The organism is Sphingorhabdus lutea, assembly GCF_001889025.1.
Classification (GTDB): domain Bacteria; phylum Pseudomonadota; class Alphaproteobacteria; order Sphingomonadales; family Sphingomonadaceae; genus Sphingorhabdus_B; species Sphingorhabdus_B lutea.
In genome coordinates, this window is record NZ_CP018154.1 from 1,281,424 (window position 1) to 1,295,209 (window position 13,786).

At 46.6% G+C, this 13,786-nt stretch carries 15 protein-coding genes and 2 tRNA genes; 9 read left to right on the forward strand and 8 right to left on the reverse strand.

Features of this window, described 5'->3' with window-relative positions; translation table 11 throughout:
* The first annotated feature begins 78 nt into the window (after nucleotides 1-78).
* Together LPB140_RS06060 and LPB140_RS06065 are read left to right on the forward strand one after the other, a co-directional pair.
* Nucleotides 79-1,416, forward strand: coding sequence for an FAD-dependent oxidoreductase (locus LPB140_RS06060; protein ID WP_072559078.1), 1,338 nt, complete (start codon nucleotides 79-81; stop codon nucleotides 1,414-1,416).
* A gap of 38 nt (nucleotides 1,417-1,454) precedes the next feature.
* Nucleotides 1,455-3,197 carry an N-acyl-D-amino-acid deacylase family protein gene (locus LPB140_RS06065; RefSeq protein ID WP_072559079.1) on the forward strand — a complete coding sequence of 581 codons (1,743 nt, stop codon included), beginning with the start codon at nucleotides 1,455-1,457 and terminating at the stop codon, nucleotides 3,195-3,197.
* Nucleotides 3,198-3,225: 28 nt separating this feature from the next.
* Here LPB140_RS06065 and LPB140_RS06070 read toward each other — a convergent pair whose 3' ends face one another.
* On the reverse strand, nucleotides 3,226-3,639 hold the full coding sequence (locus LPB140_RS06070) for a hypothetical protein (RefSeq protein ID WP_072559080.1): 414 nt from the start codon (nucleotides 3,637-3,639) through the stop codon (nucleotides 3,226-3,228).
* A 45-nt stretch (nucleotides 3,640-3,684) separates the two neighbouring features.
* Nucleotides 3,685-4,803 (reverse strand): DNA polymerase III subunit beta, encoded by a 1,119-nt coding sequence (dnaN, locus tag LPB140_RS06075; protein WP_072559081.1) that lies wholly within the window; start codon nucleotides 4,801-4,803, stop codon nucleotides 3,685-3,687.
* A 170-nt stretch (nucleotides 4,804-4,973) separates the two neighbouring features.
* Here dnaN and LPB140_RS06080 point away from each other — a divergent pair, with 170 nt between their 5' ends.
* From LPB140_RS06080 to rlmN, 3 genes are all read left to right on the forward strand, one after another.
* On the forward strand, nucleotides 4,974-5,630 hold the full coding sequence (locus tag LPB140_RS06080) for a histidine phosphatase family protein (protein ID WP_072560529.1): 657 nt from the start codon (nucleotides 4,974-4,976) through the stop codon (nucleotides 5,628-5,630).
* Nucleotides 5,627-6,124 (forward strand): hypothetical protein, encoded by a 498-nt coding sequence (locus LPB140_RS06085; RefSeq protein ID WP_083550085.1) that lies wholly within the window; start codon nucleotides 5,627-5,629, stop codon nucleotides 6,122-6,124. The genes LPB140_RS06080 and LPB140_RS06085 overlap by 4 nt, the downstream gene beginning before the upstream one ends.
* Before the next feature lie 62 nt (nucleotides 6,125-6,186).
* Nucleotides 6,187-7,446: a 23S rRNA (adenine(2503)-C(2))-methyltransferase RlmN gene (rlmN, locus tag LPB140_RS06090; protein WP_072559082.1), complete on the forward strand. Its 1,260-nt coding sequence runs from the start codon at nucleotides 6,187-6,189 to the stop codon at nucleotides 7,444-7,446.
* 22 nt (nucleotides 7,447-7,468) lie between these two features.
* Here the strand turns inward: rlmN and LPB140_RS06095 are convergent, their stop codons facing one another.
* Together LPB140_RS06095 and LPB140_RS06100 are read right to left on the reverse strand one after the other, a co-directional pair.
* On the reverse strand, nucleotides 7,469-8,242 hold the full coding sequence (locus tag LPB140_RS06095; protein ID WP_072560534.1) for a thioesterase family protein: 774 nt from the start codon (nucleotides 8,240-8,242) through the stop codon (nucleotides 7,469-7,471).
* 80 nt (nucleotides 8,243-8,322) lie between these two features.
* Nucleotides 8,323-8,397 (reverse strand) — tRNA-Val (locus tag LPB140_RS06100).
* A 163-nt stretch (nucleotides 8,398-8,560) separates the two neighbouring features.
* On the opposite strand from LPB140_RS06100, the gene LPB140_RS06110 reads away from it, so the two are divergent.
* The gene (locus LPB140_RS06110; protein WP_083550091.1) at nucleotides 8,561-9,727 is read left to right on the forward strand and encodes an acyl-CoA dehydrogenase family protein; all 1,167 of its coding nucleotides are present in this window, start codon (nucleotides 8,561-8,563) and stop codon (nucleotides 9,725-9,727) included.
* Here the strand turns inward: LPB140_RS06110 and hisD are convergent.
* Together hisD and LPB140_RS06120 are read right to left on the reverse strand one after the other, a co-directional pair.
* Nucleotides 9,716-11,026 (reverse strand): histidinol dehydrogenase, encoded by a 1,311-nt coding sequence (hisD, locus tag LPB140_RS06115; RefSeq protein WP_072559084.1) that lies wholly within the window; start codon nucleotides 11,024-11,026, stop codon nucleotides 9,716-9,718. The two genes, LPB140_RS06110 and hisD, sit on opposite strands and share 12 nt — an antisense overlap.
* Nucleotides 11,027-11,086: 60 nt before the next feature.
* Nucleotides 11,087-11,163 (reverse strand) — tRNA-Arg (locus LPB140_RS06120).
* An 84-nt stretch (nucleotides 11,164-11,247) separates the two neighbouring features.
* Here LPB140_RS06120 and LPB140_RS06125 point away from each other — a divergent pair.
* Complete coding sequence (locus tag LPB140_RS06125) at nucleotides 11,248-11,991, forward strand: queuosine precursor transporter (RefSeq protein ID WP_072559085.1); 744 nt, start codon at nucleotides 11,248-11,250, stop codon at nucleotides 11,989-11,991.
* Between the two features lie 24 nt (nucleotides 11,992-12,015).
* Nucleotides 12,016-12,426 carry a hypothetical protein gene (locus LPB140_RS06130; RefSeq protein WP_072559086.1) on the forward strand — a complete coding sequence of 137 codons (411 nt, stop codon included), beginning with the start codon at nucleotides 12,016-12,018 and terminating at the stop codon, nucleotides 12,424-12,426.
* 40 nt (nucleotides 12,427-12,466) lie between these two features.
* Here the strand turns inward: LPB140_RS06130 and purQ are convergent, their stop codons facing one another.
* Entirely contained in the window at nucleotides 12,467-13,132 is a 666-nt protein-coding gene (gene purQ, locus LPB140_RS06135) for a phosphoribosylformylglycinamidine synthase subunit PurQ (protein WP_072560538.1), read from the reverse strand.
* A gap of 25 nt (nucleotides 13,133-13,157) precedes the next feature.
* Entirely contained in the window at nucleotides 13,158-13,388 is a 231-nt protein-coding gene (gene purS, locus LPB140_RS06140) for a phosphoribosylformylglycinamidine synthase subunit PurS (RefSeq protein ID WP_072559087.1), read from the reverse strand.
* Nucleotides 13,389-13,564: 176 nt separating this feature from the next.
* Here purS and LPB140_RS12335 point away from each other — a divergent pair, with 176 nt between their 5' ends.
* The gene (locus LPB140_RS12335) at nucleotides 13,565-13,732 is read left to right on the forward strand and encodes a hypothetical protein (protein ID WP_156874152.1); all 168 of its coding nucleotides are present in this window, start codon (nucleotides 13,565-13,567) and stop codon (nucleotides 13,730-13,732) included.
* Nucleotides 13,733-13,786 lie beyond the last annotated feature (54 nt).

Below are 13,786 nucleotides of genomic sequence, written 5' to 3' on the forward strand. Positions count from 1 at the left end.
CGGCAAGCCCCTTTTCTTTTTTCATATATGCATTAGCATCCCGACTCGAGAGAGAAAAATTGCGTAGAGGGGTGGCAGATGCGGCATATTGCAATTATTGGTTCAGGACCGGCGGGATATTATACCGCAGAGGCCGCGCAAAAGAAATTTGGTGATGATGTCATGGTTGATATTATCGACAGGCTGCCCGTGCCCTATGGCCTTATCCGATTTGGTGTTGCGCCCGATCATCAATCAATAAAGGGGGTTTCGCGCCGATATGAGGCAACGGCCCTGTCAGAAAATGTCCGCTTTGTCGGCAATGTTTCTGTTGGTAAAGATGTCAGCATATCTGAATTACAATCATGTTATGATGCGGTTATTTTGGCAACGGGCGCACCCAATGATCGGCCATTGGACATAAAGGGAGCGGATTTAGGCAATGTTTATGGCAGCGCGGCCTTTGTCGGATGGTATAATGGCCATCCAGATTTTGCCGAATTAAAACCAAATTTGGACGTGCGCAATGTGGTGATTATTGGGAATGGCAATGTCGCATTGGATGTGGCGCGTATCCTTGCCAAAACGACAAAGGAGTTTGAGGGCGCGGACATTGTGGACCATGCGTTAAGTGCGCTTAGCTTATCTAAAATTGAAAATATCACCATATTGGGACGGCGCGGCCCGCATCAAATTGCCATGACGCCAAAGGAGCTTGGCGAGCTTAGCAAATTGGAAAATGCCGCACCCGTGGTTGATATGCGTGATTTGCCCGATATTGGCGAGGATGCGTTATTAGAGCCGGGAATCCGTAAATCAGTCACGCATTTGCGCGATTTTGCCGCCGTCCCACAAAGTTTGATGGGCGATAAGGATAAAAGGATATTTTTCGACTTTTTTGCTTCGCCGGTGGAGATAATCGGCGATGGCGCTGCGAAAAAAATTAAGGTGGAAAAAACAATGTTGGACCATCAATTACGCAGCAACGGCACAGGCGAATTTTATGATATTGATGCCGATTTAATTATCAGCTGTATTGGATATCAAACCCCGCCTATTGATGAAGTGCCCTATGAACATGGGCGCGGGCGCTTTGCCAATGTGGATGGGCGGATATTGCCCGGCCTTTATTGTGTGGGATGGGCACGGCGCGGTCCATCGGGCACCATTGGCACAAACCGCCCCGATGGTTTTGCGATTGTGGATATAGTGGCGGAGGATTTATCGCAAAATGGCAATGCCAATACCAATGCCAATATATCGGGTCAGAAAAAGGGCCGTGCGGCGTTGGATGAAATATTATCCCAGCGACAGGTAAAGGCAGTAACATTTCGTGATTGGAAGAAAATAGAACAAGCAGAAATTGCCCGCGCACGTGAAGGTGCTCCGCGAGAGAAATTCGCTACGATTGAGGAAATGGTCGCGATTTTGGAGTGATTATAAAGTGCGATAATTAGGTATTTGGGAGCGTAGAGATGTTTGATATATTGATAAAAAATGGCCTGATATATGATGGAATGGGGGGCGATCCCTTCCATGCGGACATTGGAATAATTGGTGAAAAAATTGCCAAAATTGGGCAATTGCACGATAATGCGCATAAAATTATTGATGCAAAGGGGAAAATAATCACGCCCGGATTTGTCGATATTCATACCCATTATGATGGACAGGCAACATGGGATCAGGAAATGGCCCCGTCAAGCTGGCACGGGGTGACCACCGTGGTGATGGGCAATTGCGGGGTTGGTTTTGCGCCGGCCAAACCAGATCAGCATGATTGGTTAATCGGGTTGATGGAGGGGGTGGAGGATATTCCCGGCACCGCATTGGCCGAGGGTATGCCATGGAATTGGGAGAGTTTTCCAGAATATATGGACGCGTTGGAGGCAATGCCCCGCACCATTGATATTGCCGCGCAAGTGCCGCATGGCGCGGTTCGTGCATATGTCATGGGGAAACGCGGCGCGGATAATGAAGAACCGACACAGCAAGATATTGACGCAATGGCTGCAATTGTGGAGGAGGGGTTGAACGCTGGTGCGCTTGGCTTTTCAACATCGCGAACCGTGCTGCATAAAAGCATAGATGGAGAGCTTGTCCCTGGAACGACCGCGACCGAGCCAGAGTTAATCGGAATTGGCCGCGCCTTGGGCAGGGCAGGGCATGGCGTTTTTGAATTAACATCTGATTTATTACCCGAATGGGATGAATTTAGCTGGATGGGGAAATTGAGTAAGGAAACGGGCCGTCCGGTCAGTTTTTCGATGTTGCAATCACCAATTAAGCAAATGCACTGGGCCGACCAAATGGCGGCGATGCGCGCGGCCAATGATGATGGCGCAAATATTGTTGCGCAAATCGGCCTGCGCGGCATTGGGGTGATTATGAATTGGCGCGGCACTGTGCATCCATTTATGCAAAAGCCAGCATGGAAAGAGATTGAGGGGTTAAGTTGGGATGAACAATTTGCAAAATTAAGCGACCCGATATTTAAGCAGGCATTATTGACGCAGGAAAATCTGCCGCCGCCTTCGCCGGATATGGCACCATTTTTCATGTTGGTAACTGCAGCATGGGCGATGCAATTTCCGCTAGTTGATAATTTTTCCTATGAACCCACACGCGGTGAAAGCATTTGGGGAGAGGCGGATAAATTGGGCAAGGATGCGGCCGAATATGCCTATGATTATATGATGGAAAATGGCGGCAGTGGGCTGATTTATTTGCCAATTTTAAACTATATGGACGGGAATTTAGATTTTGTAGAAAGCCTGCTTCACAGCGATGATGCTGTTGTCTCGCTATCCGATGGTGGGGCGCATTGCGGCACAATATGCGATGCGGCCGCGCCGACTTTTTTATTAAGTTATTGGGCGCGGGATAGAAAGGCAGGGACAATATCATTATCATTGGCGGTAAAAAGACAATGTCATGATACGGCAATATTATATGGGTTGCAGGATCGCGGCGTGATAAAGGCCGGATATTTGGCGGATATAAATATTATTGATTATGATAAATTGGGGCTTGAAAAACCCTGGCTTGCCTTTGACTTGCCGGCGGGCGGCAAAAGATTATTGCAAAAAGCACGCGGATATTGCGCGACAATAAAATCAGGTAAGGTGACATTTGAAAATGGGGTGATGACGGGCGCCTATCCCGGCGGTTTAATTCGCGGGCCGCAAAATGTAAATTTAATGCAGGCACCGCAATAGGTAAAATTATAGTTGGGGATATATTATTTTATTTAAATAAACCCGTTATATGGCTTCCTAAATCTTTCATTTCACTGCCAAATTTCGCTGCATCTGCCTTGCACATCGCGCTATTTTCTGCCGAATTTGAAACGGCTTTCATAAATGTTGCCTGCGTAAACATTGCCTTTATCTCCTCCACGCTATTGCGTTCGCGCAGACGGCCAAAATAATAGCTTGTTAAAGAGGAAAGCCCATTGGTCCTTGGGTTGGTGTCTTTATCTTCCAAATTACCTAGTTCGGCGGCAAAGGTGATGAAGCATGTAACATGTTTGGCATCATCATTGGCGGGTGCGGGTACGGGTTCAGGTGCGCCCTCTATATTTATTTGTTCGGATTGAGCAGTAATGGGCGTACCAGCCATTAAAAATGCCGCGCCAATAATATATAATGTTTTTTTCATATACTCCCCATCCTCTTAATAAAACTCATTAAAATTAGATGCTTGTTAAACCCGCATCGGCATTAAAACATATAGCGAGGGTGATTTATCATGCTCACGGATTAGTGTTGGCGCACTTGCATCGGCAAGGTGCAATTCCACAGTATCGCTTTCAATCTCGTTCAAAATATCTTTCAGATAATTTGCGTTAAACCCAATTTCAAATTCATCATTGCTATATGTGCCGGAAACTTCCTCCGCCGCTGTGCCATTTTCGGGCGATGTAACGGACAGGGTGATTTTATCCTGTTCCAATGCCATTTTCACTGCGCGGGTGCGTTCGGTGGCGATGGTAGCCACACGATCAACACCTTGGAAAAATGCCTTTGGGTTGATGGTCAATAATTTGTCATTTCCGGTGGGGATAACACGGTTATAATCGGGAAATGTGCCGTCGATTAATTTTGAGGTTAAGACAGAAGCGGCAAAGGTAAAGCGGATTTTGCTGGCCGATAGGTCAACCCGAACCATATTATCGCCTGCCTCACCCAGTAATTTATGAATTTCGGTAACGCATTTTTTGGGGATAATCACATCGGGCATGCCCTCCGCTCCGGCGGGTCGGGCAAGTGTATATCGCGCCAAACGGTGGCCGTCGGTCGCCGCTGCTTTTAATGTTGGCTCTGCATCGTCGCTGACATGCATGAAAATACCATTTAGATAATAACGAGTTTCATCCGAAGAAATGGCAAAACGGGTTTTTTCGATTATCTCCATCAATGTGGAGGAGGGCATTTCAAAACTTGTCGGAAGGTCGCCCTCTGCAATTTTGGGAAAATCATCGCGCGGCAAGGTTTGAAGAGAGAATCGCGCGCGCCCGGCATTCACCGCCATGCGGCCATCGGCGGCGTTTAATTGCACTTCGCTGCCATCGGGCAATTTACGCACAATGTCGAATAATGTGTGCGCAGGAACGGTAATTGATCCGGCGGTCTCGACATTATTGGCGGCAAAACTTTCCACAATTTGCAGATCAAGATCGGTCGCGGTTAATTTAATTTCGCCATTTTCCGATGTCTCAATCAACACATTGGACAAAATGGGGATGGTATTGCGCCTTTCCACAACGGATTGAACATGGCCAAGGCTTTTCATCAAAGTCGCGCGTTCGACGGTGGCTTTCATAATCAAATATCTTCCCTATATCCCAAATATCCCAAACACATATATTCGCCATTATGCCAAGCATCGACTCTATATATGCATTATGCGTCATCCTTACTTACCAAGATTGACGCCTAGGGCAAGGCGCAAGGCTTTGCATTTCGCATAAATCTGTGGAAGAAAGCGCAAATATGATGATTCCACATGAAATTATGCAAAAAATTGGCGATTGCCGATTGTTTATTGCCCGTCATGGCGAAACGGTTTTTAATGCCGCCGCGCGGATACAGGGGGAACATGTGCACACCCCCTTGACCATAAAGGGCAGCATACAGGCAATGCAGATGGGCAAGGCATTGGCGGCGCATATCCACAATATTGAAAATTTGGCGTTGCACGCGTCCGATACGGGCCGCGCCTTGCAAACTTTGGCGTTGATAAGCGACGAAATTGGCGCGGATTGGCATCAACATATTGCCGATAATCGTTTGCGCGAAATTGATATGGGGCAATGGGGCGGCGAATATTATCGCAATTTAAAAGATAGTTTGCGGGTAGATAGCGAAACGGGATTATTTGCTACTATCGCCCCAGATGGCGAAAGCTATAGCGATATTGCAAGAAGATTGATTGATTGGATTGCAGAGCAACAATTTGACCGCGATATGTTGATTATTTCGCATGGTATGACCAGCCGTGTGCTGCGCGGATTATTGCTTGGCCTTGATAATTTGCCGCATTTTAACGCGCCCGCTGCGCCGTCTTTACCACAAGGGACAATGGTGTTGGTGCAATCGGGCCGTGAAGAGGTGATAAATATTGCAAATGGCGGGGCAGAAATTGCATGAGCATGAAATGGCGAATAATGGGCGCTATTTTGGCGGTCTCTATATTTTCTGCGCCTGTATTTGCCCGCGAATTAACCGGTATTTTTGGCGATTGGGGCGCATTTGATGATCGGGATGATAGCGGGCGCTGTTTTGCCATGGCAAAGCCCGCTAAAACAAATGCACCGGGTGATAATGGCGCGTTTTTTTCGGTTGGATTTTGGCCAAAGGACCGCGTTTATCATCAAATTCAGGTGCGTTTTTCACGCGAACGTTCCACCAATGCCGGGGTGATTTTATCCGCAGGTGGCCGCAGTTTTCGATTAACCGCAGGACGGTTGAACGGATGGGCCAAGGATAGAAAAATGGACATTGCCATTATTTCGGCGATGCGTTCGGCCAATAGCATAAGCGTAGAGGCGGTGGGCCGTGATGGTCGGCCCATTGTCGATGTTTACCGTGTTAAAGGATCTGCCAGCGCCATTGATTCGGCATTATTGGCATGCAGGGATTAAATTGGCATATAGGGATTAAGGATTAGCTGGCAAAATGGTGCATAACATATTATAGGCGCGCCATGATGCAAATTCCTGGAAATATCGATCCCGTCACCGTGCCGCGCAATATAACCCAGCGTGAGGACGGCCTGTTGGAACTATTGGGGCTAAGCCAGCCGCAAATTGCCGCGCTATTTTTAGAAAGCGGCTTGGACAGCAAGGCGGCAAAGCTGCGTTCAAAACAGGTTTTTCATTGGATTTACCATAGGGGCGTGCAAAATTTTGATGATATGAGCGATATTTCAAAAAATATGCGCCCATGGTTGGCGCAGCGTTTTATTATTTCTCGCCCTCAAGTGGTGGAGGATCATCGCAGCACCGACGGCACGCGCAAATGGTTGTTGCGCTCGCCCGATGGCCATGATTTTGAAATGGTGTTCATTCCTGATGCGGATCGCGGCACTTTATGTGTGTCCAGCCAAGTGGGCTGCACATTAAATTGCCGTTTTTGCTTTACCGGAACCATGAAATTGGTGCGCAACCTGACCCCTGGTGAAATTGTGGGGCAAGTCATGTTGGCGCGAGATGCCCTTGGCGAATGGCCAAAGGGGACAATGCGCGGTTTTGGCCCAAATCCGGATGATGCCGATTTTGAAGATGATGATGGCGCAGCGGAATATAGCGCAGATGGCCGGATGTTGACCAATATTGTGATGATGGGCATGGGTGAGCCATTATATAATTTTGATAATGTTCGTGATGCCCTGTCCATTGTGATGGATGGCAATGGATTGTCGCTTTCCAAACGGCGCATTACGCTTTCCACATCTGGCGTTGTGCCGTTAATGGAGCGGGCGGGCAAGGAAATGGGCGTTAATTTGGCGGTGTCGCTTCATGCCGTGACCAAGGAAGTGCGCGATGAAATTGTGCCCATTAACCGCAAATATGGGATAGAGGAATTGCTGCAGGCATGTGCCGATTATCCAGGAGCGCATAATGCGCGGCGCATTACATTTGAATATGTAATGTTAAAGGATAAAAATGACAGCGATGATGATGCGCGTGAATTGGTGCGGTTAATCAGGAAATATAATTTACCAGCAAAGGTAAACCTTATCCCCTTTAATCCATGGCCCGATGCGCCATATGAATGTTCCACGCCGCAGCGTATTTCCGCGTTTAGCAGCCTGATTTTTTCCGAGGGGATAAGCGCCCCCATCCGCACGCCGCGTGGGCGCGATATCATGGCGGCATGCGGCCAATTAAAATCGACCAGCGAACGTAAAAGCCGTGCAGAGCTTGACCGTTTGGCCGAAGAAAAATTGGCGGCGCTTGATTGAGTATAGCCTAGTTTATTGGGTGTTAACTGAAAATGGCAACCGATTGCATGCCAGTTAACATGGGCTCGCCCTCACTATTATACATGGTCATATATTGGCTGGACGATCCCTTGCCTGCATAATGGGTTTGGCTGTCCAAATACCACCATCCGTCATTGGTTTGGGGATTGTCGGTTAACAGGTTGAACTGCCAATTCATCGAACTAACCATGCCGGCTGTGCTCATCAACCCCATGGCAGAAGGGGGCAATGCATCGCCATTGCAGATTAAATCGGCCATGGGGTCTAAGCCGTCACGTTCGATAATCCGATTCCATGCCGACAGGCGCGGTATATTTTGACCAAGGGTTAAACGCTTATCGCCATATTCCATATTTTGGGTAAAAAATGCGGGCGGGCCACTGCGCCGGTCTTCGTCCTTGGGTATATCGGGAAAATTAGGTGCAGCTATATCGGCAAAATCCAAATGGCTTTCGCGTCTATTCATAAAAATAAAGGTGCAGGCAAGGCCAATATCATCGCCGCAATAAATATCGCTGCGGATGGAGGCGGTATTTTTGCCGCGACGTAAAATATGTGCTCTTATTTCAATATCACCCGATAAAGGGCCAGAAAAGGCAATTTGCGCGGATTGCAAAGGGGGCAGGTCATCGGCCAATATGGATGCGGCCTTCCATGCCATTGCGCTGCTTAACCCGCCATAGCAGGTGCGTCCCTGTAGCCAATTTTCTGGCACGGTCAAATGGTGGCTTTCACTGCCACTTTTTATTTGGGATAAGATTTTAGATAATGTCATGACCATATGCTAGGCATGAAAAAATAATATATCCAGCAAATTTTAACTGGTCGGTTAAAAAATGAAACCGATTTTTATGATGGTGGGCGTAGCAAGGATTGAACTTGCGACCCCTACGATGTCAACATAGTGCTCTACCACTGAGCTATACGCCCATCATGAATTGCGCGTCTAATCAACACATCAGCTTTTGGCAAGCGCAAAGCGACAATTTGACAATAGTTTTTGCAAAAATTCATGTTTTTCATTTGATGCTTGCATAAATGCGCTGCTTTATGCTCCAATGTTAATGGAGCGATTAAATTTTTCGGTATATTCATGGGCGAAAAAATTGAGGAGAGAGACATGGAATTTCCATCAATATCATATAGTGAGGAGCAAATAGAGCTGGGCGAGGTGGCTGGCGCCTTTTGCCGCGATAAATCCCCCATTGATAAGGTGCGATCTTTAATTGATAGCAGCGATGGTTATGACCAAGAAATTTATGCCGAAATGGCGCAAATGGGTTGGATGGGCGTTGGTATATCCGAACAATTTGGTGGTATTGGATTGGGGTTGGGTGAATTGGCCGCGATGGTAGAACAAATGGGGCGTCATTTAATGGCCGGACCATTTGTCACATCGCATATTGCCGCGCAGATGATTTTGGCGGGAAATGATGATGCGCAAAAATCGCTGTTATTGCCGCGAATTATTGGCGGGGAGGTAGCCTCTTTGGCCCTGATAGAGCAAGAAGGCGATTGGAATTTAGACCAGATAAAATGCACCGCCACTATAAATGGTGAAATGCTGCAACTATCAGGTACCAAAAATTTCGTCATGTGGGCGCAGGCGGCGGATTTCATATTGGTAAATATGATGATGGACAATGCCCCAGTGATTATTTGGGTGAACCGTCATGATTTGGACAATGCGGCAATGCGGCGTGAAATCATTATCGATGAAACAAAAAGAAGCGCGAGCATCAATTTTGACGGCGTGACCATTCCCAAATCGCAAATATTAAAATGCAATGATGTGCCCGCCATATTGGCGAGGATAGAATTGGTCACCAATTTACTGCAATCCGCCGAAATGGCCGGCGGCACGCATAGGGTGATTGATTATACATTGGAATATTTGCGTACGCGCAAACAATTTGGCAAAATTATTGGCGAATATCAGGCGTTAAAACATCCAATGGTCAATGAATATGCGGCGTTTGAAAATGCGCGGTCTTTAATGTTAAGCGCGGCAGCAAATTTTGGCCAAATGGGCAATATGGACCAACAAAGGCAGGGCGAAATTGCGGTTCGTATGGCAAAGGCGGCAACCGAAAAATCATATTCGTCCGTGTCCGACCGTGCAATCCAATTTCATGGCGGTTTTGGCTTTACCCATGATTGTGATGCCGGATTGCACCGTCGTGCGGCAATTTTCCACGCATCCCAATTTGGAGATGCTATATGGCAAAGGCAAAAATTGCGCGATTTATTATTTGGGTGATTCGTTCAATTGTTCCAAACGTATGGAGATGGAGCGGCCATGGCTTTCAAGGCCCTCTCCCTGTGCCAAAATATCGGCCGCTGGACCTATATTCGCCAATGATTCGGCGTTACACCCAATGATGGAGGTGCGCTTCATAAAATCCAAAGTGGACAGACCGCTGGCAAATCGGGCGACCCCCGATGTGGGCAGCACATGATTTGGTCCGGCAATATAATCGCCAATTGCCTCTGGGCTGTGGCGGCCCATGAAAATGGCGCCCGCATGGCGGATATTTTCCATTAAGCTTTCGGGATTATCAACGGCCAATTCCAAATGTTCCGGCGCGATTTTATTGATAATCTGGGGTGCTTCATCCAATTTGTTGACGATGATGACGCTGCCATTATTTTCCCATGCGGTGCGGGCAATATCTGCTCGGCTATGGCCGTTTAACTGCTCCTCTATCGCGCGGCAAACATGGTTTGCATAGTCACCATTATCGGTGATGAAAATGGATTGCGCGTCGGGATCATGTTCCGATTGGCTTAGCAAATCAGCGGCAATCCATGAGGGATTATTTTTATCATCGCTGACCACCAAAATTTCCGATGGACCGGCAATGGTATCAATGCCGACACGGCCAAAAATTTGGCGTTTTGCCTCTGCGACAAAGGCATTACCTGGCCCCACAATTTTATCAACGGCGGTAATATTTTTTGTGCCATAGGCAAGGGCCGCCACGGCATGCGCCCCGCCAATGCGGAAAATCTCGCTCACCCCGGATATGTGCGCGGCGGCAAGAACCAACGGGTTCATCACATTATTTGGGGTGGGAACGACCATGGCAATGCGCGGCACCCCCGCAACCTTTGCAGGAATGGCGTTCATTAACACGCTGGAGGGATAGCTCGCCTTGCCGCCGGGCACGTAAATGCCCACCGCATCCACCGCGCCCCAGCGCCAGCCAAGGGTAACACCATCATCATCAACCCACAATGCATCATCAGGCCGTTGTCTTTCATGATAAGCAGCTATGCGATTGGCCGCCATTTTTAGGGCCGAAAGCTGATCATCGCTAACCTTGTTTAATGCATCGTCAATTTCTGATTGGCTGACGCGTAAATTGTCATCATTTAATGTAAAACCATCAAATTTTTGTGTAAAATAATATAATGCCTTATCACCATCACGGCGCACATCGGCAATAATATTGGCAACATCGCCTGAAATATCCGACAGATTCTCTGACTGACGATGTGTTAAACGGGCCAATTTTGCATCAAAATCTTTATCATTTATATTCAGCAAAGCAGGCATGGCGTTTTTCCATTATATGATGTGAATTGCCAATATAGGCATGATGTTCATCAAAAAAAGTGGCGCGCCCTACAGGAGTCGAACCTGTGGCCTCAAGATTAGAAGTCTCGCGCTCTATCCAGCTGAGCTAAGGGCGCACGCAAATGCTCCTTAACCGCTTTGCAGCAAAGTGAAAAGCAGGTTATGGCATATTTTGTAATTATTTTTCATTCAGGGCCAATATGTCGGATCAAATCAACCATATGAGCGCGAAAAATTTAACCGAATATCGGTTTAAATATTTTGAATATGTCATGGCAGCCTTTGTCACCATATTATTATTATCAAATATTATCGGCGCGTCGAAATTATCCGCCATAAATATTGGGGGTAGCACGCATATTTTTGGCGCAGGCATTTTATTTTTCCCTCTTGGTTATGTTATTGGCGATATTTTAACCGAAATTTATGGCTATGCCCGCGCACGGCGAGTTATTTGGACCGGCTTTGCAGCAATGATTTTCATGGCGGTGATGAGCTATATTGTTGTTGCCTTGCCACCTGCGGATGGATGGGACGGGCAGGCGGCATATGAAACGGTATTTGCCAATGCGTGGCGCATTGTTTTGGCCTCAATCACCGCATTTTGGGCGGGCGAATTTGTGAACAGCTATGTCATGGCGCGGCTAAAATTATTGACCAAGGGTAAATATTTATGGACGCGGACCATTGGTTCGACAATAGTGGGACAGGCGGTCGACAGCCTGTTATTTTATCCAATTGCATTTTATTTAACATGGAGTAATGCCCAGTTAATCGAGGTGATGTACACCAATTGGGCATTGAAAGTGGGCTGGGAAATATTATTAACCCCGGTGACTTATTTTGTGGTGCATAAATTAAAAAAGGCAGAGGCGATTGACGTTTATGATGATGATACGAATTTCTCGCCCTTTGCCAATAATAAATCATCGGCCCAAAACTAACCGTAAAAAGGCATATTTATTTACATGAATTGGTTTTTAGACCCCGTTAGTTTTCAGTCATTTAAACTTGATATATTATCCATGACTGGCCTTGGCAAAGATGCGATGCACGTGCATATCGGAATGGCGATTTTTATCATCGTTCGGCTTTGCTGGCGCGGGCGTGGTGGATGGTTTGTTGCCTGGTCTGCTGCGCTTATTGCCGCATTAACGGGTGAATATTTGGATTATAAGGTCGATATTATCCAATCCTATAAATATACAGGACAGGTGCCCGATGCCGAACATTGGCATGATATTTGGAATACAATGTTTTGGCCCAGCATATTATTGCTTATTGGACGCTGGTTGCAGCCGGCAAAGAAAAATATCAAAGACGGCCCTGATTTTATTGAACAGGATGCGCCAATTCAGAAAAGCACCGATTTAATATAGGGCGGTTAGTAAAGATTATTCAAAAAAAATAAAGTATCACTCACGCCAAAGCAGCGATAAGCCCTTCAAATAATCGGCGGCCATCGCTGCCTCCATGCATAGTTTCAATCATCCGTTCAGGATGCGGCATCATGCCCAAAACATTGCCTTTTTCGTTTAATATTCCGGCAATATTACGCGCCGAACCATTGACATATTCGCCATAGCGAAATGCAATACGGCCATCATTTTCCAACATATCCAATGTGGCATCATCAGCAAAATAATTGCCATCATGATGCGCAACAGGAAACATTACCTGCTCCCCCTTTTTATATTGTGATGTGAATGGCGTGCTATTATTTTCAACGTTTAGTGGCACATTGCGGCAGATAAAATTTATACCCGCATTGCGCATTAACGCGCCGGGTAATAACCCTGCCTCGGTCAAAATTTGAAAACCATTACACACGCCTAAAGTAGGAACGCCGCGATTTGCCGCCGCAACAACGTCTTGCATAATCGGGGAACGCGCAGCCATTGCGCCGGAACGCAAATAATCGCCATATGAAAAACCGCCCGGAATGGCGATTAAATCGACCCCATCGGGCAGGCTGCTATCACCATGCCAAACAAGCAAGGTTTCCGCGCCGGTAATGCTGGAAATTGCCACCGCCATGTCGCGGTCGCAATTGGAACCTGGAAATTGAATAACGGCCGCTTTCATCATCTTAACCCTTGCTGTAAAAAAATTATACCCGTTGAATTTCGAAATTCTCAATCACCATATTGGCCAGTAATTTGGTGCAGATTTCTGCAATTTGTTCGTCGGTTACCGCCGGATCAACATCCAATTCAATTAAACGGCCCGCGCGCACATCATTCACGCCTTCAAATCCCAAATTTTCAATTGCATGGTGGATTGCGCGACCTTGGGGATCCAAAACGCCATTTTTTAAGGTCACAAAAACGCGAATGTTCATGGGTAACTTTCCTTCATGCCTAAATTTAAATTACATGCTGTATAATTTATTGCTGCTATAAAGTGCATGGCGTGGGAAGCAAGAGGCATTGCCCAAAAAATATACATCCAAGCGATTTTCACCAAATATTAACCCCAATTGAGTAATTATCTGGCGAATTTTTATTTTATTTATTCATGATGCAGGAGAATAAAATGGTTGGCTTGGCAACGATGATGTTTATTGCACTATTCGGTTTTGGCCATGAATTATTGGGTTGGAATGGCGAAAATGAGCAGGTTCAACTTGGGTTATTTCTTGCCTTTATCTTTGGTATTATCGCGGGTTATAAAACCAAGGGGTAAGCATGGCTTTGCCCCTTCTATTTTATTTTATATTTAATTTTTACGATATTAAAT